Source organism: Neoroseomonas marina (assembly GCF_012927745.1).
GTDB lineage: Bacteria > Pseudomonadota > Alphaproteobacteria > Acetobacterales > Acetobacteraceae > Neoroseomonas > Neoroseomonas marina.
The window spans coordinates 94,576-117,516 of sequence record NZ_JABBKX010000009.1; the positions used below are offsets into that span (position 1 = coordinate 94,576).

Here is a 22,941-nt window from a genome sequence, read left to right on the forward strand (position 1 = left end):
CACAGCTGCCGCGGCCCGGGCCGCCTTTTCAGTCGGCGCCGAGCTGCGGCGCCACTGGCTGACCCGCACGGGACGCCCGTCGCCGCGCCAGCGCGCGGGCCACGATGTAGAAGACGGGCGTGAACACCAGGCCGAACACCGTCACGCCCAGCATCCCGTAGAAGACCGCGACACCGAGGCTCTGGCGCATTTCCGCGCCGGCGCCCGTCGCGATCGTCAGCGGCAACACGCCGAGGATGAAGGCGAGGCTCGTCATCAGGATCGGACGCAGGCGCGTGCGTGCCGCCGCGACGGCCGCCTCCCAGCGGGTCATGCCCTCCTCTTCCGCCGCGCGCGCGAACTCCACGATCAGGATGGCGTTCTTCGCCGCCAGCCCGACGAGAACCACGAGCCCGACCTGCACCAGCACGTTGTTGTCGAGGCCGGCATGGCGCACGCCCAGCAGCGCCGCGAGCACCGACATCGGCGCAATCAGCACGATGGCGAGCGGCAACAGCCAGCTCTCGTACATCGCCGCCAGCACGAGGAAGACGAACACGACCGCGAGGCCGAAGGCGATGGGGGCCGTGTTGCCCACCAGCTTCTCCTGCAGCGCGATCTCCGTCCATTCGTAGCCGAAGCCCTCGGGGAGGTTCTCGGCCAGCACGCGTTCCATGATGGCGATCGCCTGGCCGGTCGAGATGCCCGGCGCCGCGGCGCCCTGCAACTCGACGGCGGGGAACAGGTTGTAGCGCGGCATCCGGTAGGGGCCGGACGTCTCATGGAATGTGGCGAGGCTGCCCAGCGGCACCATGGCACCGCCATCGCTGCGCGTGCGCAGCCGGGCGATGTCCTCGATGCCGGTGCGGTAGGGCGCATCCGCCTGCGCCGTGACGCGCCAGGTGCGCCCGAGCAGGTTGAAGTCGTTCACGAAGGCGGAGCCGAGGTACACGCCCATCGCCTCGTGCACCCGGCTGATCGGCACGCCGAGCATCTCGGCCCGGGAGCGATCGATATCGGTGCGGATCTGCGGCGTCGCGGTGTTGAACAGGCTGAACGCGAAGGCGATGCCCGGCGTCTGGTTGGCCGAGGCCATCACCGCATGCAGGGCGGCTTCCATCTCGCGCGGGCCGCGCCCGGCACGATCCTGGATCATCAGCTTGAAGCCACCGCCCGTGCCGATGCCGGGCACCGAGGGCGGCGCCAGGACGAACACCATGGCATCCGGGTCGCCCATCAGGCGCCCCTGCAGGTCGGCGAGGATCCCGCCCATGGTCAGGTGCTGCGCGGCCCGGTCCTCGAACGGCTTCAGCGTCGCGAAGACCACGCCGGCATTCGGCGCGTTGGTGAAGGTTGCACCGTCGAAACCGACGAAGGCGACCGCGCTCTCGACCCCCGGCGTCGCCAGGATGGCGTCCGACGCCCGCCGGATCACGGCATCCGTCCGCGACAGATTGGCGCCCGGCGGCAGCTGGAAGGCCGCGATGAAGTAGCCGCGGTCGAGCGGGGGGATCAGCCCGGTCGGCGTCGAGGTGACGGTCCACCCCGTCGCGGCCAGCAGGCCGCCATAGACCAGCATGAGCAGCACCGGGATGCGGATCAGCCGGCGCGTGACCGCTCCGTAGCCGATCGACAGCCGATCAAAGAGACGATTGAAGCCACGGGCAAACGCCCCGAACGGACGCAGCAGCAGCGGCCGGGGACCGTGGTCGTGCCCGTGCGGCTTCAGCAGGATCGCCGCGAGCGCGGGCGACAGCGTGAGCGACACCAGCGCGGACAGCAGCGTCGCGACCGAGATCGTCACCGCGAACTGCTTGTAGAAGGTGCCGGAGATGCCCGTGATCAGCGCCGTCGGCACGAAGACGGCGACCAGCACCAGGGCGATGGCGATCAGCGCGAAGCCGACCTCGTCCATGGTCCGTCGCGCCGCCTCCAGGGGCGACAGGCCGGCCGTCATGTGCCGCTCGGCATTCTCGACCACCACGATGGCGTCGTCGACCACGATGCCAATGGCCAGGATCAGGCCGAACATGGTCAGCGTGTTCAGCGTGAAGCCGAGCATCAGCAGGATGGCGAAGGTGCCGACGATGGACACCGGGATGGCGAGCAGCGGGATCACCGCCGCCCGCCAATTCTGCAGGAACAGGATGACGACCAGCACGACGAGGACGATGGCTTCGGCGAAGGTGTGCAGGACCGCTTCCATGCTCTGCGCGATGAAGCGAGTCGGGTCGTAGACGATGCTGTAGCCGATGCCCGGCGGAAAGGATCGTGCGGCTTCCTCCATGGTCGTCCGCACGGCGGCGGCGGTCTGCAGCGCGTTGCTGCCCGGACGCTGGAACACGCCGATCGCCGTGGCGAGGCGGTTGTTCAGCAGCGCGTTCACCGTGTAGTCGGCCGCACCGATCTCGATCCGCGCGACGTCGCGCAGCCGGAGCGGAGCTCCGTGCTCGCCGGTCGCGATGATCTGCTCGCCGAAGGCTTCCGGCGTGGCCAGCCGGCCCTGGGTGAGGACCGAGAGCTCGAAGGCGCCGGCGGCGTCGGTGCGCGGGGCCTGGCCGAGCGCGCCCGCGGCCACCTGGACGTTGGCCCGGCGGAGCGCGTCGACCACCTCGCCCGCGGTCAGCCCGCGCGCCGAGATCCGGTCGGGGTCGAGCCACACCCGCATCGCATAGTCGCGCGCGCCGAAGACCTGCGCGTCACCGACACCGTCGATGCGCGCCAGCCGATCCTTGATGTTCAGCGTCGCGTAGTTGGAGATGTACTCGTGGTCGCGGCTGCCGTCCGGCGAGGTGACGTGCACCACCATCAGGAAGTCCGGCGACGCCTTGCGCACCGTGATGCCGAGGCGCCGGACCTCTTCTGGCAGGCGGGGCTCCGCCACGGCCACGCGATTCTGCACCAGCACCTGCGCCTGGTCGGCATCCACGCCCTGACGGAACACCACCGTGACCGTGAGCCGCCCGTCGCCGGTCGACTGCGACGACACGTAGAGCATGCCGTCGACCCCGTTGACCTCCTGCTCGATCGGGCCCGCCACCGTTTCGGCGATGGTCTCGGCCGAGGCGCCCGGATAGGCCGCGGTGATGGTCACGCTGGGCGGGGCGATCTCCGGATACTCCGAGATCGGAAGGCGGAACGCGGCAATCGCGCCGACCAGCGTGATAGCGATGGAGATCACCGCCGCGAAGACGGGCCGGTCGATGAAGAAGCGAGCGAGGCGCATCTGGGCGAGCCTTCGGCGTCACCGCGCGGCGGCGCGCGGTCGGGTTTGCGGGAACTGAAGGACGGTCTGGGCTAGTCGGCCGCCGCGAGCGGGCTTGGCCCGATGCGCCCCTGCTCGGCCGTCACGCGGGAGCCCGGCCGGGCGCGATGCAGGCCACCGATGATGACCCGGTCATCCGGCGCGAGCCCGCTGCGTACCACCCGCAGCCCGTCGGCCAGCGGACCCAGTCGCACCTGGCGCGGCGTGACGGTGCCGTCGGCGGCGACCGTCAGCACCATGCGCCCGGCCTGGTCGGCCATCACCGCCGCGTCCGGCACCAGCAAGGCGGGCGCCTGGCCGGACGACAGCCGCAGGCGGGCGAAGCTGCCGGGCGTCAGGAACATGTCCGCATTCGCCACCACCGCCCGGGCCCGAATGGTGCCGCTGCGCGGATCGAAGACGCTGTCGACGAAGTCGACATGGCCCTCGCGGGAGAACTCGGGCTCGTCCAGCAGGCGGAGCTGCACGGGAAGGCGACCGTCGCGCAGCCCGCCCTGGGCCGCGCGCGCCTGGCGGAGATACTCCGCCTCGCTCGCGTCGAAGGTGATGTAGACGGGGTCGAGCGCGACCAGCGTCGTCAGCAGCGTCTGTCCGGCCTGCACCAGGTTCCCGGCATCGACGCGCCGGTCGCTGATGCGGCCGGACCGCGGAGCGCGGATCTCCGTGAAATCCAGATCGAGGGCCGCCTGGCGCTCCGCGGCACGCGCCGCAGCCAGGCCGGCCTGCGCCTCGCGCAGCGCCGCACGGCGCGAATCGAGCTCCGCCTGCGGCGCGATGCGACTTGCCGCGAGGGGCTCGTAGCGCGCGACCTGCTGCTCGGCGAGCAGCAGCCGCGCCTCGTTGCGCGCGACTTCGGCCCGCGCGGTCTCGAGGGCGATGCGGAACGGCCGCTGGTCGATGGTAAAGAGCAGGTCGCCGGCGCGGACCAGCGCGCCGTCGGTGAAATGCACCGCGTCCACCTGCCCGGACACCCGGGCGCGCAGTTCCACCCGCGCGGAGGGTTCGACCCGCCCCGTATGTTCCTGCCATTCCGTCACCGCGCGGGCCAGTGGCGCGGCCACGGTGACGGGCGGTGGCGCCGGCTGGGCCAGGGCGACCGGCGCCACAGCGGTCAGCGCGGCACCCATGGCAGCGCCCTGCACGCGGGCCAGCCATGTCGTCCAGAGGCTCGCAGCCTGCTCAGGGACCTTGCGCATGTGGGAGGCCACGGCCTATCTCCAGAGATGTTACCGACCGGTTCGTCTCATCGTTACGTAGAGTGACCGGTCGGTATCATCAAGTGACTTTTTTGTGCGACGCAACGATTGTGCAGAGGAGGTCGGTCACCGATGCCCAGCGACGTCAGTGCCAAGCCCCGGGCCGCCGAGCGGATCCAGGAAGCCGCGCGTGGACTGTTCGAACGCCAGGGCATTCGCGCGACCGGCGTGGAGGAGGTCTGTCGCGTCGCCGGCGCGACGAAGATGAGCCTCTACCGCGCCTACCCCAGCAAGGACGCTCTCGTCGCTGCAATTCTTGCGGAGGACGCGGCGGAACATGAGGCCTGGGTCGAGGAATCGCTGGCCGCCGCGAAGGATGCGGAGGGCCGGCTGCGGGCGCTGATCGAGGCCACCGCGGTCGAGGTCGCCGAGCCCGGCGTCTGCGGCTGTCCCATGCTGCTCGCGCAGGCGGAATTCCGCGATCCGTGTCATCCTACGCACAAGGTGGTGGTCGACTTCAAGCAGGGCTGCCGGGACCGCATCCGCACCCTCGCCGTGGAGGCCGGCGCCGGTGATCCCGACGCGTTGGCCGACGAGCTCGCGCTCGTCATCGAAGGGGCGATCGCCGCCCGAAGCTACCTCGGCGAGGCGCGCGCCGCCGAGGCCCTGCGCCGCTGCGGCGCGGCGCTGATCGGCGCCGCGCTCCCGCATCGCGCGGCCCGGCGGTAGCCGGCGGACGGAACCGGACGGCCAACGTCTCGCCAGGCGCATCGGGTCGGGCCGACGACGCGACGCCGGGGATGCAGGCGGCGATTGCCGCCGTGCCGGGCCCGGCGGCGGCGAAAGGGGAGATCGGGGGCGACATCGGTCCCGACGACCTTGCGCTGTCGGTGACCGGACGCCGGCGGCGACCCTCTCTGCCGTCGCCGTCGCCCCGATGTGCCGCCTTGTCGGCACCGCCGTCGAATGCAAGGGATAGACGGTGCAGCCGGCGCGACTTGCCGGACCGATGGCGGGATGGAAACGACATTGAAGGTGCCTCTCTGGGCCAGCGCCCTCGCTGGAACCCTTCTCGTTCAGACCGTTTGCGCCTTCACGAGCATCTCTCTGCCCATCCTCGGCCCGCCGCTGATGGAACGCGCCGGGCTTCCGCCTGAAGGCATCGGCGCGGTGTCGGCGCTCTCCTCGCTCGGCATCTGCTGGTTCCTCGCGAGCGGAGGGCCGATGCTGAATCGCTTCGGCGCCGTCCGCACGCTGCAGATCGGCATGGGCTGCATGGGCCTCGGCCTGTTGATGCTGGCGTCGCCGCTGGGCCTCGTCGGGTTGGTCGGCGCGCTCGCGGTTGGCTTCGGCAACGGGCCGAATACGCCCGCGGGCAGCCAGATCCTCATCCGCTCCGCGCCCCCGGGCCACCGCACGCTCATCTTCTCCATCAAGCAGGCCGGTGTGCCGCTGGGCGGTGCCCTCGCCGGACTGACCGCTGCCCCTTTTGTCGTCGCGCATGGGGTAACGGCGACGCTCGGGGTCCTCGTCGCGCTGCTCGCGCTGTGCAGCATCGCGATCCAGCCGCTGCGCAGGACGCTCGAGAAGGACGGCGATGCGGCACCAGGGCCCGGATGGGCCAGGGCGCTCGTGCAGCCCGCCGAGGTCGTGCGCTGCGTCGCGGCCCTTCGGTCGCATCCGAGCCTGCCGATGCTGACCGCGGTGGGGGCCTCCTACTCGCTCATGCAGGCCTGCCTGACGGCCTTCACCGCGACCTTCGTCTATACGCGACACGGGATGTCCCTGACCGAGGCCGGCCAGGTCGTGGCCGTGATGCTGGTGTCGAGCATGTGCGGCCGGATCGCACTGGGCTGGCTGGCGGACCGGCTGGGCAACGCGCTGCGCCACCTCGGCATCCAGGCCGTGCTGTCGGCGCTGTCCGTCGCGCTGCTCGTGGCCGTCGACGGCGGATCACCGCATCTGCTGTATCTGTCAGCCGCGCTCGCAGGCTTCACGGCGATCGGCTGGAACGGCGTCCACATCGCGGAACTCGCCAGGGTCGCTCCGCTGTCGCTCGTCAGCAGCGTGACCTCGGCCTCCAGCCTGTTCGGCTTCGTGGCGTCGGTCTGCGGTCCGCTCGTCTTCATGGCGATCGTCGCGGCGGGCGCGCGGTACGAAACGGCCTTCCTCGCGATGGCGGCACAGTTGGCCTGCGTCGGACTGTTGTGCCTGCTCGGCGACGGCCGTCGCCGGGTGGGCTGACGCGCCTACTCGGTCTTGCGTCGCGCCGATCCCCGGGGCGGCTTCCTCCGGGGTGCTGGGTCACCCACGGCTTCGCTGCCGCGCAGATGCGCCGTGGGCAGCGCCGTCGTGTATTTCACCTGGTCGAGCGCGAAGGACGACCGCAGGTTGGCCACGCCGGGGATCGTCGTGAGGTGGTCCACGACGAAGCGGTGATACTGCGCCAGATCCTCGACGACGACGCGCAGCAGGTAATCCGCGTCGCCGCTCATCAGGTAGCACTCCATCACCTCCGGCCGCCGCGCGATGCGGTTCTGGAAGGCGCGCAGCGCGGCCTCGTTCTGCTTCTCGAGCGTGACCTGCACGAAGACATTCACCGTGAGGCCGAGCGCGGCGGGATCGATCACGGCGACGGAGCGCTGGATCACGCCGGTCTTGCGCAGCTCATCGAGCCGTCGCCAGCAGGAGGAGGTTGTGGCGCCAGCCGCCTCGGCGAGTTCGGCGAGGCCGATGTCGCTGTCCTTCTGCATCAGCTCGATCAGGCGGATGCTCAGCGGATCCAGTTCGGTCGAAGTAGTTTTCCGTGAAATGGCTTCTCTCCGAAGAATCTTCGCGAATCTGGCGCGCATTCCGGCAACTTTGCAAGCCCGTGGCGGACCGCATCCCCTAGCCTGACCGCGTCAGGACACGAGGACACGATGCTCGACACCACCAGCCATGCCGGCATGGCCGGCCAGGAAGCGCGGATGCTGGCCGAGGTCGAGCGGAAGGTGCTCTGGTTATCCGCGTGGATGATCCACCACGCCAACCACGTCCGGCCCAATGAGGACGGGCTGAAGGTCGGTGGCCACCAGGCGTCCTCGGCCTCCATGGCGACCATCATGACGGCGCTCTACTTCGGCGTGCTGCGGCCGGAAGACAGGGTCGCGGTGAAGCCGCACGCCTCGCCGGTGTTCCACGCCATCCAGTACCTGCTCGGCAACCAGACCCGGACGCAGCTCGAACGGTTCCGCGCGCTGGGCGGCGCGCAATCCTATCCGTCTCGCACCAAGGACGCGGACGACGTCGATTTCTCCACGGGATCGGTCGGCCTCGGCGCGGCGCAGACGATCTTCGCGAGCCTCGTGCAGGACTACGTGCGGCTGCATGGCTGGGGCGGCACGCGCCCCGAAGGCCGCATGATCGCCCTGGTCGGCGACGCCGAGATGGACGAGGGCAACATCTACGAGGCGCTGCTCGAAGGCTCCCGCCACGGGCTCCGCAACACCTGGTGGGTGATCGACTACAACCGCCAGAGCCTCGACGCCGTGATCGGCGAGGGCGTGAACGACAAGATCCTGGGCACCTTCGCGACCATGGGCTGGGACGTGGTGGTGCTGAAATACGGAAGGCTGCAGCAGGCCGCCTTCGCCGAGCCGGGCGGCGAGGCGCTGCGCGCCTGGATCGATGCCTGCCCCAACGCGCTCTACTCCGCGCTGACCTTCCGCGGCGGCGCGGCCTGGCGCCGGCGGCTCGAGGATGACCTCGGCGACCAGGGCGATGTCTCGGCGCTGCTCGCCCGGCGCAGCGACGCCGAGCTCGCGGCGCTGATGACCAATCTCGGCGGCCATGACCTCGGCATGCTGCTCGATGCCTTCCGGGGCATCGACCATGACCGCCCGGTCTGCTTCCTGGCCTACACCATCAAGGGCATGGGCCTGCCGCTGGCGGGCCACAAGGACAACCATGCCGGTCTGCTCAACCCGCAGCAGATGGAAGCGTGGCGCGCCACCATGGGCATCCGGCCCGGCCATGAGTGGGACATCGCCGAGGGTCTGCGCATCGACGCGGCGGATCTGCGGCGCTTCCTCGCCGGCGCGCGCTTCAATGCCGGCGGCCCGCGTCGCCTTTCGGCGCCGGCGCTGCCGGTGCCCGAGATCGTGGCGCCCGAGGCTCAGGGCGCGGTCTCGACCCAGGCCGGTTTCGGCCAGTTGCTGCATGCGCTGGCCAAGGGCGACGCGCCGATCGCCGACCGCATCGTCACCACCAGCCCGGACGTGACGGTGTCGACCAACCTCGGCGGCTGGGTCGGGCGGCGCGGGCTGTTCGCGCGCGATCCGCGCCGCGACCTGTTCCGCGACGAGAAGATCCCCTCGGCCTTCCGCTGGGATGCCGGGCCGGCCGGGCAGCACATGGAACTCGGCATCGCCGAGATGAACCTGTTCCTGATGCTCTCGGCCCTCGGCCTGTCGGACAGCCTGTTCGGCCAGCGGCTGATCCCGGTCGGCACGCTCTACGATCCCTTCGTCTGCCGCGGCCTCGATGCGATGAACTACGCCTGCTACCAGGATGCGCGCTTCATCCTGGCCGGCACGCCCTCGGGCATCACGCTCGCGCCGGAAGGCGGTGCGCACCAGTCGATCAACACGCCGCTGATCGGCATGGCGCAGCCGGGCCTGTCCTCCTTCGAACCGGCCTTCGTGGATGAGCTGGCGGCGATCCTCGGCTGGTCGCTCGGCCATGTGCAGGCGCCGGGCGACCAGGGCGGCTCGGTCTACCTCCGCCTGTCCACCCGCGCGCTGGAGCAGCCGCGGCGCGCGATGACGCCGGCCCTGGCCGAGGACATCGTGCAGGGCGGCTACTGGATGCGCGCCCCCGGCCCGAACTGCGCGGTCGCGATCGTCTATGCCGGCGCCGTCGCTCCCGAGGCGATCGCCGCGGCGGGCCTGCTCGCCGAGCACCGGCGCGACGTCGCCGTGCTCGCCGTGACCTCGGCCGACCGGCTCTTCTCCGGCTGGCGGACGGCGGAAGCGGCGCGGATGGACGGCGACGACCCCGCGCCCAGCCATGTCGAACGCCTGCTGCGATCATTGCCGCGCCATTGCTGCCTGGTGACCGTCACCGATGCGCATCCCACGGCCCTCGCCTGGCTGGGCAGCGTGGAGGGCCATCGCACCAAGGCCCTCGGCGTGGACCGCTTCGGCCAGAGCGGCACGATCTCCGAACTCTACGGTGCCTACGGGCTGGATACGGCGGCGATCCTGCGCGCCGCGCAGGCGGGTTCCCCGGGCCGCCGGCTTGCCGGCTGACGGAAGAAGGATCCTCCCTCCGTCGCCGGCTTCGGCGGCCGGGCTACTGCGCGTAGTCCGGCTGCGTCCGGTCGAGCATCCGCTTGAGCGCCGCGAAGTGATAGTCGGAGGCGCTCATGGTCAGGGTCGGATCCTTCCACGCTGCCTGCGCGCGCATCTTCTCCAGCACCTCCTCCTTCACGAAGCGGCGACGCTGGCCGGTCCACATCGAGAAGAGCTGCGTGCGGCAAGCGCGCTCGAGGAAGTAGAGGCGCCGATAGGCCTGGGCGACGGTGTCGCCGATCACGACGACGCCGTGATTGGCCATCATCAGGATGACCTTGTCGCCCATCAGCGCCGCCATCCGCTCGCCCTCGGCATGTTCATGGGCGAAGCCGTTGTAGTCGTAGTCGTAGGCGATGCGGCCGTTGAACTGCAGCGCCCCCTGCCCCGTCATCTCGACGGTCATGTCCTCCAGCTGCGACAGCGCCGTCGAATACGGCATGTGCGTGTGCAGCACGCAGGCTGCGCCGGTCGCCTCGTGGATCGGCGCATGGATGCAGATCGCGCTGCGATCCGCCGGCCCCTTGCCCTCAATCACCTCGCCGTCGAAGGACACTTCCATCAGGTTGCTGGCCGTGACCTCGTTCCAATGGAGGCCGAATTCGTTCAGGTAGAAGCGGCGCGGACGGCCGGGCACCACCAGCGTGAAGTGGTTGTCGATCGCCTCGTGATAGTCGTCGAGGACCGCGAGCCGATGCGCGGCGGCGAGGTCGATGCGCGCCTGGCGGCGCTGGGCCTCGAGGAGGTCCGGCGGCGTGGTTTGCAGGCTGTCCATGGATGTTTCCTTCCGTCGTCCCGGGAACGCCGCCGGATTCCGTTACCAGAGCCAGCTCATCATCATCCCACCCTGGGTCCAGAGGCGGTTCAAGCCGCGATCCAGCCCGAGGCCCTGCGACCCGGCATGGCGTTCATACAGCGTACCATAGTCGCCGACCTGGCGGACGACCTGGAAGGCCCAATCGTCCCGCAGCCCGATCCCGGCGCCGACATTCTCGTTCAGCCCGAGGAAGCGGCGGACCTGCGGGTCGGTGGTGCTGGCGCGCGTGGCTTCGACATTCTCGCGCGTCAGGCCGAATTCCTCGGCCTGGATCAGGGCGGAAATGGTCCAGCGCACAAGTAGTCCCCATTCGACGTCGCCGTTGCGCACCATCGCGCCATGCGGCTCCTTCGCGATCAGCTCCGGCAGCAGCATCACCGCATTCGGATCGGGTGCCGCGAGCCGGTTGGCGCTGAGGCTGATCATATCGTTGCTGATGGCGTCGCACCGCCCGGCGAAGAAGGCGGCGATGACGCTCGGCTGGGTGTCGAAGGCGATCGTCGTGAGCCGGATGTTGGACCGCTGCGCGAAGTCGTTGAGGTTGCGCTCGATGACGCTGCCCTGCGTGGCGCAGACCGTGGCCCCGTCCAGTTCCGTGGCGCGCGTGACATTCAGGCTGCGGCGCACGAGGAAGCCCTGGCCCGTATAGAAATAGGGCGGCGCCACGATGCTCAGCCCCAGGGTCGCGTCGCGCGACAGCGTCAGGGCCGTGAGATAGACGAGCACGTCCACCTCACCGCTCTGCAGCGCGGTGAAGCGGCTTTGCGCCGTGAGCGGCACGAAGCGCACCTTCTCGGCATCGCCCAGCGCCGCTGCGGCGATCGCGCGGCAGATGTCGGCATGCAGCCCGACCCAGCGCCCCTGCGAATCCGGCCGCGCCATGCCCGCGACGCCGGTCGGGACGCCGCAACGCACGGCCCCGTTCTGGCGCACCGCATCGAGCGTGGGCCCGGCCTGCGCCGGGGCCGAGACGGCCAGCAGGCCTGCCGCGAGGCAGGCGAAGATCGCGTTGCGCATCAGCCGATGATCCCTCCGGCGCGGAGCTGTTCCGCGCGATTGTCGATGAACGCGGCCACCGCCGCCACGAAGCGATCGAGCTCCGCCTCGCCGACCGGCAGGCTCAGCGCGACCATGCCCCGCCGGGCCAGGTAGATGCCCGCCTCCAGCATGTCGAAGAAGAACAGCTCCCGCAGTTGTTCCTCGCTCTGCCCTTGGGCATAGGGGCGATCCGGCGCCGGCGTGCGGAAATGCGCCGTCACCATGGAACCGATGCCGGTGAAGGACAGAGGCGCGCCCGCTGCCGCCGCCAGGGCGTTCAGCCGCGCGCGCAAGCTTTCCCCGCGCCGATACAACGCTTCGGCGGCCTCGGCGGTGAAGATCTCGCCCATGGCGACGACGCCCGCATTCATCGACAGCACGTTGTTGTTGAAGGTGCCGGCGTGGGCGAGCTTGCCGCCGAACTGGGCCATGACGTCCGCCCGGCCGCCGAAGGCACCGAAGGACATGCCGCCAGCGATGTACTTGCCGAGCGTCGTCATGTCCGGGGTGATGCCGAGCCGTGCCTGCATCCCGCCGGCCGAATGACGGCTGGTCATCACCTCGTCGAAGATGAGCAGCGCACCTGTCTCGGTGGCGAGGGCGCGAAGGGCGGCAAGGAAGTCGGGCAGCGCCGGGATGCAGCCGCCGGAGCCCTGCATGGGCTCGACGATGATGGCGGCCAGGTCCGCCGCATGTTCCCGCGCCACGGCCGTCGCGCTCGCGACGTCGTTGTAGTCGGCCATCACGAAGGGCATCGGCAGCGTGGCGAGGCTGACGCCGGCGAACGGGAAGGTCAGCACGCCGCCATGGTAGCCGCCGCGGAACGCCATGATCTTCGAGCGGCCGGTGAAGGCCCGCGCCGCGGTCAGCGCCATCAGGTTCGCCTCGGTGCCGCTGTTGGTGAAGCGCACCCGTTCCAGCGACGGGAAACGCCCGCACAACAGGCGGGCGAGCTTCTCCTCGCCCGGCCCGACCGAGGCGAAGTTGATGCCGCGACGAAGGACGTCATGCAGCACCGCGTGGATGCGCGGCTCGGAATGCCCGAACAACCCGGCGGTGTATTCGCCGCAGAGGTCGAGATACTCGTGACCGTCGAGGTCCCACAGCCGGCATTCCTCGCCCCGCGTCATGGCGGTCGGGAACGGTGCGTAGGCGATGACGGTCCGGGTGTTCCCGCCGCCCAGCACTTCGAGCGCCTGTTCGTGCAGCGCCGCGCTGCGCGGCCGCTTCGCAGCGTAGGCCTCCCGCGCCGCCGCGACGGCACCCGGCAGATCGAGGCTGTTCCGGCGGGTATCGAGGGCGGTGCTCATGGCGCACCGCAGCGGCAGGACGGGAGGGGCGGCAGCCGGTTGGGCATCGGGGAGCACTCCGGTATGGGCTACGGAGAGAAGTGTTCGGCGCGCAGCCCGATTGCGCCATATAGTTTGTGGAGCAAATGTGATCACAAAGACTGGTTCATGACAATCACGCTGTACCTTCCGGATATCGACGGCGGCGACCTCCCACTTGAGGAACGCGCCTATCGCCGGCTGCGCCAGGCGCTGGTCGAAGGGATCTTCAGCCCGGGCGAGAAACTGTCGATCCGCCGCATCGCCGAGGCGCTCGGCACCAGCCCGATGCCGGCACGGACGGCGTTGCGGCGGCTGGCCACGGAACAGGCGCTGGACGCCCTGCCCTCCGGCACCGTCCTCGTCCCTCGCTTGACCCGGGCAGCCTTCCAGGAGGTCAGCACCATCCGCGCGGAACTCGAACCGCTCGCGGTGCGCCTCGCCGCGACCCGCGTGACGGCGCGGACGCTCGACCGCCTGGCGGCGGTCGTGGCCGAGCACGACGCCGCGCGGGCCGCCGGCAAGCCCGAGATCTACCTCAGGAAGGACCGGGAATTCCTGTTCGGCCTCTATCGCGAGGCCGGCGCGCCCATGCTGCTCAGCATGATCGAGGCGTTGTGGCTCCGCCGTGGTCCGTTGTTCTGGGATGCGCGGTGGATCCTGATGGGGCGTCCGCCCGAAGCCGCGCACCGGCACGAGTTGATGCTCGCCGCGTTGCGTCGCGGCGCCGGGGACGAAGCTGCCCAGGAACTCAAGACCGAGATCGGACGGATGACGGCCTTCCTGCTGGATGCCGTGGCGTTCGAGGGCGCCGCCCCGGCGGGGTCAGGACCGGCGGACAAGCGACGCCGGGCACGAGGGTAAGGGCTGCGGTGTCGCGATGCTGTCCTGCCTCGGTGCGGAGGTCGGCAAGAAGCTGCCGGGCAAGGCCGCGCGAGTTTCGCACCCGCGCCCTTTCGACCGGCAATTCCCGGATGCTGCTGGTATCGGTTCCGCTGCTGGCTGGGCTGCAAGTCTGCCTGGCGGCGAAGGCCCGCGTCGCAGGCAACGGCCTGCGCCCCAGACGATCGGCGTGACCGATCGAACGGGGCGCAGCCGCGTCACATGCCGAGAGCGCGGCGGTACAGGTCGAGCAGCGTCTCCTGCTCCTCGACCTCGGCCGGCTCCTGCTTGCGGATGCGGATGATCTGGCGGATCACCTTCACGTCAAAGCCGGCGGACTTCGCTTCCGCCATGATGTCCTTGATATCGGAGGAGAGCGCCTTCTTCTCCTCCTCGAGGCGCTCCACCCGCTCGATGATCGAGCGCAGCCGATCCGCGGCAATGCCGCCGACCTCGGTGTCGTCCTTCGTCGCAGCCTGAGACATAGACCTACCCGTCGTCTGAAGGGACGCGGGTTTAGCCTTGGGCTTCTTCGCCATCAATCGTCCCTCTCAATGCCCCGTCTGGGCCTTGGCGAACTTCGCCTTCTGCTCGGCGCTCGCCTCGGTCTGATGCTTCGCCTGCCATTCCTTGTAGGGCATGCCGTAGACGATCTCCCGCGCATCGGGATCCGCAAGGCCGATGCCCTTGGCCTCGGCCGCCTCGCGGTACCAGCGGGACAGGCAGTTCCGGCAGAAGCCGGCCAGATTCATCATGTCGATGTTCTGCACATCGGTCCGATCGCGCAGGTGCTGGACCAGGCGGCGGAAGGCTGCGGCCTCGAGTTCGGTGCGCGTCGCGTCGTCCATTTCGGGAACGGGCATGGTGCGGGTCTCCTCGTCCTGCCGCCCTAGATGGCCCATCCGCACCGCCTTCGCCATACTGGCGCGAGGGGAGAAGTTATCCACATGGCCTTCGACGATGCCGCGGCCCGAGCCGCGCTCCGCCGCCTCTTCGACGCCGCCGTCGCGGCGGCCGATCCGCGTGTGGTCCTGGCGCGGCACCTGCCGGAAAGACCGTCCGGCCGCGTGCTGGTGCTCGGCGCGGGCAAGTCGGCGGCGGTGATGGCGGCGGCGGTCGAAGCGGCCTGGCCGGATGCGGATCTGTCCGGGCTGGTCGTCACCCGCTATGGGCACGGCTACCCCACCACGCGCATCGAGGTCGCGGAATCCTCCCACCCGGTGCCGGACGAGGCCGGGGCGCGCGCGGCGCAGCGGATGCTCGACCTCGCCGCCGCGGCCGGGCCGCAGGATCTCGTGCTGTTCCTGGTGTCGGGCGGCGGATCCTCGCTGACGACCCTGCCAGCGCACGGGCTGTCGCTGCCGGACCTGATCGCGGTGAACAAGGCGCTGCTCGCATCCGGGGCGACCATCCACGAGATGAACTGCATCCGGCGGCACCTTTCCGCCTTCTCGGGCGGGCGGCTCGCGGCGGCGGCCCATCCGGCACGGGTCGTCACGCTCGCCATCTCCGACGTGCCCGGCGACGACTCGACGGTGATCGCGTCCGGGCCAACCGTGCCCGACCCATCCACCTTCGCCGATGCGCGCGCCCTCGTTGCGCATTATCGCATGGTGCTGCCGCCGCCGGTGGCGGCGCATCTCACCGCGGCCGCCGAGGAAAGCCCGAAGCCGGGCGATCCGCGCCTCGGCATGCCGGACTACCGCTTCATCGCGACGCCGCAGATGGCACTGGAAGCAGCCGCCGAGGCCGCGCGCGGCCTGGGGCTCGCGCCGCTGATCCTGGGCGACGCGCTGGAAGGCGAGGCGCGTGAGGTCGGCACCGTCCTGGCCGGCATCGCCCTGTCCGCGCGCACCCACGGCCACCCCGTGCCGGGCCCCTGCGTGCTGCTCTCGGGCGGCGAGACGACGGTGACGATCCGCGCGGAGATGCCGGGCCGCGGGGGCCGGAACGGCGAATGCCTGCTCGGTTGCACACTGGGCCTCGCGGGCGCTCCGGGCCTCTGGGCCCTGATGGGCGACACCGACGGCATCGACGGGTCCGAGGAGAATGCCGGCGCCATTGCCGCACCCGACACGCTCGCGCGGGCCCGGGCCGCGGGCCTCGACCCACGGGCGCTACTCGCCGGCCACGACAGCCACCGGCTGTTCTCCACGCTGGGGGACCTCGTGACGACCGGTCCGACCCTGACCAACGTCAACGACTTCCGGGCGATCCTGGTGGCGTGACCCGCGAGGACGCCATCGCCGATCGCTATCGGCGGTTCGCCGCGGAGGAAGCGCGGGGGCGCTCGCCGCTCTACGCGGCGATCACCGAGGCCATCGCGGCGGACGCCGCGGTGCTCGCCCACATCGCAACGCTGCCCGAGGCGAAGCAGCAGCCGAACCTCGTACTCGCCGCCGTGCGTCACCGGCACGGCGTGGCCAGCGGATGGCCGCAGTTCCGCGCCTGGTTCCTCGAGGACTTCGCCGGGATCCGCGAGATCATCCTCGCGCGCTCGACGCAGACCAACGAGCCGGGGCGCTGCGCGGTCCTGCTGCCCGTGCTGACCCGCCTGCAGCAGCCGCTGGCGTTGATCGAGGTCGGCGCCTCGGCTGGGCTGTGCCTGCTGCCGGACCGTTACGGCTACGACTACGGCCGGGCGCGGCTTGGGCCATCGGACCCCGCCGCGCCGGTGTTTCCCTGCAAGGCCGATGCAGCCACCCCCCTGCCCGACAGGTCGCCGCAGGTCGTCTGGCGGGCCGGGCTCGACCTCAATCCGCTCGATGCTGCCGATCCGGAGACGGCGGATTGGCTGATGACGCTGGTCTGGCCCGAGCAGCAGGCGCGGGCGGAACGGCTGCGGGCCGCGCTCGCCATTGCATCGACGGCGCGTCCCCCGATCGTGAAGGGCGACCTCCGGTCCGACCTTGTTGCCTTGGCGGCCCAGGCGCCGAAGGGTGCCACGCTCGTTGTCTTCCACACCGCCGTGCTGAGCTACGTTGCAGAGGCGGCCGAGCGGCAAGCCTTCGCGGTGGAGGCCCGCCGTATCGCTCCGATCTGGATCGCCAACGAAGCACCTTCGGTCCTGCCGGAACGCGCGCAGGGCCTCGGCGCGCCGCCGGTGCCCGGCCGCTTCCTGTTGTCCGTGAACGGCGCGCCGGTCGCCTGGACCGATCCGCATGGTGCGGCGATGGAATGGCTCGAAGGCACCGGATAACTTACAATTCGTAAGGCGCTCATGGCCATTCGCAGGCGATCTTATCCATGCTAAGAACGCTGCCATGCGAGACCCAGCCCTCGAAGACCTCTTCGCCCGCCGCGGCGCCATCACCCGGATCGCGACCGAACTCGGCATTTCCACCGCCGCCGTGTCGCAGTGGAAGCGCGTTCCGGACGACCGGGTGGTCGATGTGGCGCGGATCCTCGGCGTGGCGCCCACGATCATCCGACCGGACCTGACCGCACCCCCCGCGCCCCGGGCAGAGGGTCCCGCGGCCCGGATGCCGTTGCGGCCGGTGCTGCGCCGGCGCCGCCGGACGAAGATCATCGCGACGCTCGGCCCGGCCTCGTCGAGCCTCGAGGTGATCGAGCGCCTGCATCGCGCCGGCGCCGACGTGTTCCGGCTGAACTTCTCCCATGGCAGCCACGAGGACCATGCCGCCCGGATCGTCGCGATCCGGGAGGTCGAGCGCCGCGTCGGCCGCCCCATCGGCATCCTCGCCGACGTGCAGGGGCCGAAGCTCCGGGTCGGCAAGTTCCAGGCCGGGCGGGTGCAACTGCAGACCGGTCAGCCCTTCCGGCTCGACCTGAACCCGACGCCGGGCGACGTCCGCAGGGTGAACCTGCCGCACACCGAGATCATTCAGGCGGCGCAGATCGGCACCACGCTGCTGCTCGACGACGGCAAGCTGCGGCTGCGCGTCACCCGCGCGCGGCCCGATCACCTCGAGACGGAAGTGGTGGTCGGCGGGCCTCTGTCGGATCGCAAGGGCGTCAACGTGCCCGACGTGACCCTGCCGATCCCTGCCCTGACGGAGAAGGACCGCGCCGACCTCGATTTCGTGCTGCCGCTCGGCATCGAGTACATCGGCCTGTCCTTCGTGCAGCGCGCCGAGGACGTCGCCGAGACCAAGCGCATCGCCGATGGCCGCGCCTGGGTGATGGTGAAGATGGAGAAGCCGCAGGCGGTCGAGAACCTCGACGCCATCCTGGAACTGACCGATTGCGTGATGGTGGCGCGCGGCGACCTCGGCGTCGAATTGCCGCCCGAGGAAGTGCCGCTGGTGCAGAAGCGCATCGTCCGCGCGGCACGCGCACTGGGCAAGCCGGTCGTCGTCGCGACGCAGATGCTGGAATCGATGATCACCGCGCCCTCCCCCACGCGGGCCGAGGTCAGCGACGTCGGCACGGCGGTCTTTGACGGGGCGGATGCCGTGATGCTCTCGGCCGAGACGGCCGCCGGCCAGTATCCCTACGAGGCGGTCAACATGATGGACCGCATCGTCGCCCGCGTGGAGCAGGACCCGGATTGGCGGCGCATCACCGACGCCTCCCGCCCGCCGCCGGAGAAGACCAGCGCGGGCGCGATCTCTACCGCCGCCCGGCAGGTGGCCGAGACGATCGACGCCGAGGTGATCGCGACCTTCTCCTCCACCGGATCGACGACGCTGCGCGTGGCGCGGGAGCGGCCGAACTGCCCGATCCTCGGCCTCACCGCGAGCGGCCAGACCGCGCGCCGGATGGCAGTGGTGTGGGGCGTGCATCCGCTCGAGGTGAACGAGATCCACTCCATGACCGAGATGGTCGCCCGCGCCGTGCGCGCCGCGCAGCACGAAGGCTTCGCCAAGAACGGCGACGAGGTGGTGGTCACCGCCGGCGTGCCCTTCGGCACGCCGGGGACGACGAATGCGCTGCGGGTGGCGGTGGTGCGGTAGCCCCGCGGGCGTCAGGCCATCTCGGCCACGAGATTCATCGGCGTCCGTCCCGCGAAGAAGTCTTCCAACGCGTCCAGCATCACCTTTGCCTGCGCCCGCTGCGCCGACAGCGTGAAGGCCGCCATGTGCGGCGTCAGCACGGCGTTCGGCAGGGCGCGCAAGGCTTCCGGCACATGCGGTTCGTGCTCGAAGACATCGAGGCCCGCGGCGGCGATCGCCCCCTGTTCCAGCGCCTCGGTCAGCGCCGCTTCGTCCACCACCAGGCCGCGCGCGACGTTCACCAGCACGCCGTGCTTGCCCAGCGCCGCGAGCACCTCGCGATCGACGGCATGGCGGTTCGCCGGCGTGGCGCGCACCGCAACCACCAGCACGTCGCACCATTCGGCGAGGCCACGCAGCGTGGGGTGGTATTCGTAGCCGATGCCGTCCCGCGGCGCGCGGCCGTGGTAGCCGACCTCCATCTCGAAGGCCGCGGCACGCGTCGCGACGCGCATGCCGATGGCGCCGAGGCCGTAGATGCCCATCCGCTGCCCGGCCAGGCCCGGCACCAGCGGCATGCGCTCGGCCTTGCGGTTCGGCCATTCGCCCGCGCGCAGCATGCGCTCGCCCTTGGTCATGTCGCGCGACGCGGCGATGACGAGGCCCATGGCGAATTCCGCCACGCTCGTCGCATTCGCGTCCTTCGCATGCGTCACCTGGATGCCCCGCGCCTTCGCCGCGGCAAGGTCCACGCCCTCATACCCCGTGCCGTAGCAGGCGATCAGGCCGAGATCGGGCAGCGCATCCATCAGCGCCGCATCGGTGCGGTGCCCGCCGATGGTGATCAGAACTCGGGCGTGCCGCGCCTCGGGCGGGACGGTTTCCGGCCTTACGCCGCCGACGGGTCCGTGGACCTCGTAGAGCGCCTCGAGCCGGCCGCGCATGCGTGCGGAGACTCCGAAGGCGAGAAGGATAGGCTCAGGCATGGTGGCGGCTCCGGGCGCTGCGGGCCGCCAAATTCGCGGCCGCGATATTGCACCGCAGCACGCCACGCCCGCGGGCTCAACCCCGGGCCCGGCCCGCCTTCTCGCCTGCGAGCAGCACGCGTTTGCGCTCCACCCCCCAGCGATAGCCTGTCAGGTCGCCATCCTTGCCCACGACGCGATGGCAGGGGACGGCGAGCGACACCTTGTTCTGCGCGCAGGCCCGCGCGACGGCACGCGTCGCCCGCGGCTCGCCGATCGCGGCGGCGAGGCCGGAATAGGTCCGCGTCTCGCCCAGCGGGATCGCCCGCAACGCCTCCCACACCCGCTTCTGGAAGGCCGTGCCGCGCAGGTCGAGCGGCAGGTCCAGCGCCGCGCGCGGCTCGGCCACGAAGCCGACGACCGTGCGGATGATGTCCGCGAGGTCTTCCGGCGCGTCGACGATGCGCGCCTTGGGGAAGCGCTGCATGACGTCGCCGCGCAGGCCGGCCTCGTCCTCGCCGAAGCCGATGAAGCAGACGCCCTTGTCCGTCGCGCCCACCATCAGCGGACCGAGCGCGCTGTCGGTCAGCGCGACGCGGATCACCTCGCCGGCCCCACCGCGCCGCGCGGCACCCGGCGTCATGCCGAGGGTGCGCGCGGTGTCCTCATAGACCCGGCTCTCGCTGCCGAAGCCGGCCTCGGCGACCGCATCGGCGACCCGCGCGCCGGAAGCGAGCGCGGCCGACAGCCGCCGCGCGCGGACGCTCTCGGCATAGGACCGCGGCGTGACGCCGACAATCTCGCGGAACAGCCGCAGGAAATGGTGCCGCGCATACCCTGCACGGTCGGCGAGCGTCGCCAGCGAGGGGATCGTCTCGCTCTGCTCGATCAGGTCGCAGGCGGCGCGGATCGCCGCGGCATGGATGCCGGCGCGCTCGCCCTTGGGGTCGCAGCGCTTGCAGGCGCGGAAGCCCGCGCCCTCGGCGGCGCCGACATCGGCGAAGAAGCGGGTGTTCCGTCGCAGCGGCGGTCGGGAGGGACAGCCAGGCCGGCAGAACACCCCCTGCGTCGTGACCGCGTAGAGGAACGGCCCGCAGCCCGGCTTCGGGTCGCGGGCAAGGACGGCGGCCCAGCGGGCAGCGTCGGGATCGGCGGGGAGAAGGGCGTCGGGCATGGCTCCTCCTCCCATATGGGGCGCCGGGCAGCCATCCGCCCGTTGCGCCGGAGCACTCAGGTGGCGTCGCCCTCGGCCTTGCGGCGGAGTTCGCGCAAGCGCTGCTCACTGCCGGGCAGGCGGGGGTAGAGCGAAATCGCGGCTTCCAGGCTGCGCAGCGCCGCACGGGCGTCGCCGCGGTCCTCCTGCAGGATCGACAGGGTCATCAGCGCGCCGAAATGCCGGGGCTCGAGGCGCAGCGCCTCCTGCAAGTCGCGCGCGGCGGCCGTAGCGTCGCCGAGCGCCGCATAGGCCTGGGCGCGCTGGTGCCAGGCCTCGGCGGAGGTGGGGGAGAGGATGATGGCCGCGTCGAAATCCTCGAGCGCCTCATCATTCGTTCGCGCGGCCAGGTTGCGTGCGCCGCGGCGCAGCAGCAGCACCGCCGCCGGGGAGGCCTGCGCCACCCAGGCGGCGCGGATGCGCGATTCCACCATGGCGGCGGAGGCCTCGTCCGGAGCGGCCTTCAGCGCCTCGAACAGCGTGTCGAGGTCGGGGCGTGCGGCTTCCGCCCCGCGGCCGCCTGCCGGCCGCTGCTGCTGCGCCGGCGCGAGGCCGGGAGCGGTCAGCAGGACCAGGAGGACAAGGACGGCGCGCATGGCCCCATGGTCCCTCCGGCGGGGGCAGCGGGGCAAGTGCCGCGTGATCACGCCGCCGCGCGGGCGCGCGCCACGGCCGCCGGTTCCGGCCCGCCCGCCATCCAATCCAGCAGTTCGACGGTATGCACCGCCGGCAGCGCCCCGTCCCCGAGCTGCGTCAGGCAGCCGATATTGCCCGAGGCGATCAGCGCCGCGCCGGTGCGCGCGATGTTGTCCTGCTTGCGCGCCTTCAGCCGCCCGGCGATCTCGGGCTGCAGCAGGTTGTAGGTGCCGGCCGAACCGCAGCAGATGTGGCTTTCCGCCGGTTCCTTCACCGCGAAGCCGGCCGTCTTGAGCAGCGCCTTCGGCTCCGCGGTGATCTTCTGGCCATGCTGCAGCGAACAGGCGGCGTGATAGGCGACGGTCAGGCCCGGCGCCTCGCGCGTCGGCGCGTAGCCGAAGCGGGTCAGCACCTCGCTGATGTCGGCGGCGAGGGCGGCGACTTTCGCGGCCTGCGCCGCCTCGGGCTCGCCGCGGAACATGAAGCCGTAATCCTTCACCGTCGTCCCGCAGCCCGAGGCGTTGATGACGATGGCATCGAGCCCCTCGCCCTCGATCTCCCGCGTCCAGGCGGCGATGTTGGCGCGCGCGAGGCGCATCGCCGGATCGTGGTGACCCATGTGGTGGTCCAGCGCGCCGCAGCAGCCCTGGTCCTTCGTCACCACCACCTCGATGCCCATGCGGGTCAGCAGGCGGATCGTCGCCTCGTTGATCGAAGGGGCGAGCACTTGCTGCGCGCAGCCCGTCAGGATGCCGACGCGCCCGCGCCGCGGGCCGATCGCCGGATGCACGCGCGGCCGCTCCACATCCGACGGCGAGGGCACCGAGGCCGGCGCCATGCGCAGCATCGCCCGCAGCCGCTGGGCCGTCGGCGAGGCCCCCGGCACCAGCCCGGCAAAGGGCCGCGCGAACCAGGCGCCGAGCAGCGCCAGGCGGAACCGCGCCGGGTGCGGCAGCAGGAAGGAGAGCAGCCGGCGCAGCATCCGTTCGGCGCGCGGGCGTTCGTAGGTCCGGTCGATATAGGCCCGCGCATGGTCGACCAGGTGCATGTAGTTCACGCCCGAAGGGCAGGTCGTCATGCAGGACAGGCAGGACAGGCAGCGGTCGACATGGCGGACCACCTGCTCGGTCGCGGGCTTGCCGCCTTCGAGCATGTCCTTGATCAGGTAGATGCGCCCGCGCGGGGAATCGAGCTCGTCGCCCAGCAGCAGGAAGGTCGGGCAGGTCGCCGTGCACATGCCGCAATGGACGCAGGTGCGCAGGATGCGGTTGCTCTCGGCGGTATCCGGATCGGCAAGCTGCGCGGGCGAGAAATTCGTCTGCATGCGCCATTTCTAGGCGAGGCCGGCCCCCTTCGCCAGCAGCGCGGCCGGTGGACGCGACCGCGGGCCGGCG

19 protein-coding genes are annotated in these 22,941 nt (G+C 71.0%); 7 read left to right on the forward strand and 12 right to left on the reverse strand.

Annotation, left to right across the window (positions count from 1 at the left end):
- Positions 1-28: 28 nt before the first annotated feature.
- Together GWK16_RS20845 and GWK16_RS20850 are read right to left on the reverse strand one after the other, a co-directional pair.
- On the reverse strand, positions 29-3,205 hold the full coding sequence (locus GWK16_RS20845) for an efflux RND transporter permease subunit (RefSeq protein WP_170055905.1): 3,177 nt from the start codon (positions 3,203-3,205) through the stop codon (positions 29-31).
- A gap of 71 nt (positions 3,206-3,276) precedes the next feature.
- On the reverse strand, positions 3,277-4,440 hold the full coding sequence (locus tag GWK16_RS20850) for an efflux RND transporter periplasmic adaptor subunit (RefSeq protein ID WP_248291530.1): 1,164 nt from the start codon (positions 4,438-4,440) through the stop codon (positions 3,277-3,279).
- Positions 4,441-4,572: 132 nt separating this feature from the next.
- Here GWK16_RS20850 and GWK16_RS20855 point away from each other — a divergent pair, with 132 nt between their 5' ends.
- Together GWK16_RS20855 and GWK16_RS20860 are read left to right on the forward strand one after the other, a co-directional pair.
- Complete coding sequence (locus GWK16_RS20855) at positions 4,573-5,169, forward strand: TetR/AcrR family transcriptional regulator (protein ID WP_170055906.1); 597 nt, start codon at positions 4,573-4,575, stop codon at positions 5,167-5,169.
- A 306-nt stretch (positions 5,170-5,475) separates the two neighbouring features.
- Positions 5,476-6,684, forward strand: coding sequence for an MFS transporter (locus GWK16_RS20860; RefSeq protein ID WP_338144530.1), 1,209 nt, complete (start codon positions 5,476-5,478; stop codon positions 6,682-6,684).
- Between the two features lie 5 nt (positions 6,685-6,689).
- Here GWK16_RS20860 and GWK16_RS20865 read toward each other — a convergent pair whose 3' ends face one another.
- On the reverse strand, positions 6,690-7,292 hold the full coding sequence (locus tag GWK16_RS20865; protein WP_170055908.1) for an Lrp/AsnC family transcriptional regulator: 603 nt from the start codon (positions 7,290-7,292) through the stop codon (positions 6,690-6,692).
- A gap of 69 nt (positions 7,293-7,361) precedes the next feature.
- Between GWK16_RS20865 and GWK16_RS20870 the strand changes: the two genes are divergently transcribed.
- The gene (locus GWK16_RS20870) at positions 7,362-9,731 is read left to right on the forward strand and encodes a transketolase-like TK C-terminal-containing protein (RefSeq protein ID WP_248291532.1); all 2,370 of its coding nucleotides are present in this window, start codon (positions 7,362-7,364) and stop codon (positions 9,729-9,731) included.
- Positions 9,732-9,774: 43 nt separating this feature from the next.
- Here the strand turns inward: GWK16_RS20870 and GWK16_RS20875 are convergent, their stop codons facing one another.
- From GWK16_RS20875 to GWK16_RS20885, 3 genes are read right to left on the reverse strand one after another with little or no spacing between them, the layout of a single operon-like run.
- Positions 9,775-10,548, reverse strand: a complete 774-nt coding sequence (locus GWK16_RS20875; protein WP_170055909.1) for a class II aldolase/adducin family protein — start codon at positions 10,546-10,548, stop codon at positions 9,775-9,777.
- 42 nt (positions 10,549-10,590) lie between these two features.
- The gene (locus tag GWK16_RS20880; RefSeq protein ID WP_170055910.1) at positions 10,591-11,607 is read right to left on the reverse strand and encodes an amino acid ABC transporter substrate-binding protein; all 1,017 of its coding nucleotides are present in this window, start codon (positions 11,605-11,607) and stop codon (positions 10,591-10,593) included.
- Entirely contained in the window at positions 11,607-12,938 is a 1,332-nt protein-coding gene (locus GWK16_RS20885) for an aspartate aminotransferase family protein (RefSeq protein ID WP_170055911.1), read from the reverse strand. The genes GWK16_RS20880 and GWK16_RS20885 overlap by 1 nt, the downstream gene beginning before the upstream one ends.
- A gap of 147 nt (positions 12,939-13,085) precedes the next feature.
- Between GWK16_RS20885 and GWK16_RS20890 the strand changes: the two genes are divergently transcribed.
- Positions 13,086-13,820, forward strand: coding sequence for a GntR family transcriptional regulator (locus GWK16_RS20890; protein WP_170055912.1), 735 nt, complete (start codon positions 13,086-13,088; stop codon positions 13,818-13,820).
- Positions 13,821-14,056: 236 nt separating this feature from the next.
- Here GWK16_RS20890 and GWK16_RS20895 read toward each other — a convergent pair whose 3' ends face one another.
- Together GWK16_RS20895 and GWK16_RS20900 are read right to left on the reverse strand one after the other, a co-directional pair.
- Positions 14,057-14,323 (reverse strand): DUF2312 domain-containing protein, encoded by a 267-nt coding sequence (locus GWK16_RS20895; protein ID WP_168042659.1) that lies wholly within the window; start codon positions 14,321-14,323, stop codon positions 14,057-14,059.
- Between the two features lie 66 nt (positions 14,324-14,389).
- Positions 14,390-14,701, reverse strand: a complete 312-nt coding sequence (locus GWK16_RS20900; protein WP_170055913.1) for a DUF1244 domain-containing protein — start codon at positions 14,699-14,701, stop codon at positions 14,390-14,392.
- 84 nt (positions 14,702-14,785) lie between these two features.
- On the opposite strand from GWK16_RS20900, the gene GWK16_RS20905 reads away from it, so the two are divergent.
- From GWK16_RS20905 to pyk, 3 genes are all read left to right on the forward strand, one after another.
- Positions 14,786-16,066 carry a glycerate kinase type-2 family protein gene (locus GWK16_RS20905; RefSeq protein WP_170055914.1) on the forward strand — a complete coding sequence of 427 codons (1,281 nt, stop codon included), beginning with the start codon at positions 14,786-14,788 and terminating at the stop codon, positions 16,064-16,066.
- Positions 16,063-17,037: a DUF2332 family protein gene (locus GWK16_RS20910; protein WP_170055915.1), complete on the forward strand. Its 975-nt coding sequence runs from the start codon at positions 16,063-16,065 to the stop codon at positions 17,035-17,037. Before GWK16_RS20905 ends, GWK16_RS20910 begins: the two co-directional genes overlap by 4 nt.
- Before the next feature lie 283 nt (positions 17,038-17,320).
- A complete protein-coding gene (pyk, locus tag GWK16_RS20915; protein WP_211187638.1) occupies positions 17,321-18,754 on the forward strand; it encodes a pyruvate kinase in 1,434 nt (477 codons plus the stop codon).
- A gap of 11 nt (positions 18,755-18,765) precedes the next feature.
- On the opposite strand, the gene GWK16_RS20920 is transcribed toward pyk, so the two are convergent.
- The 4 genes from GWK16_RS20920 to glcF form a co-directional block, all read right to left on the reverse strand.
- Positions 18,766-19,719, reverse strand: a complete 954-nt coding sequence (locus GWK16_RS20920) for a 2-hydroxyacid dehydrogenase (RefSeq protein WP_170055916.1) — start codon at positions 19,717-19,719, stop codon at positions 18,766-18,768.
- Between the two features lie 76 nt (positions 19,720-19,795).
- The gene (gene ada / locus GWK16_RS20925) at positions 19,796-20,872 is read right to left on the reverse strand and encodes a bifunctional DNA-binding transcriptional regulator/O6-methylguanine-DNA methyltransferase Ada (RefSeq protein WP_170055917.1); all 1,077 of its coding nucleotides are present in this window, start codon (positions 20,870-20,872) and stop codon (positions 19,796-19,798) included.
- 56 nt (positions 20,873-20,928) lie between these two features.
- Complete coding sequence (locus GWK16_RS20930; protein WP_170055918.1) at positions 20,929-21,507, reverse strand: tetratricopeptide repeat protein; 579 nt, start codon at positions 21,505-21,507, stop codon at positions 20,929-20,931.
- A 47-nt stretch (positions 21,508-21,554) separates the two neighbouring features.
- Positions 21,555-22,871 (reverse strand): glycolate oxidase subunit GlcF, encoded by a 1,317-nt coding sequence (gene glcF, locus GWK16_RS20935; protein ID WP_170055919.1) that lies wholly within the window; start codon positions 22,869-22,871, stop codon positions 21,555-21,557.
- Positions 22,872-22,941: the final 70 nt, after the last annotated feature.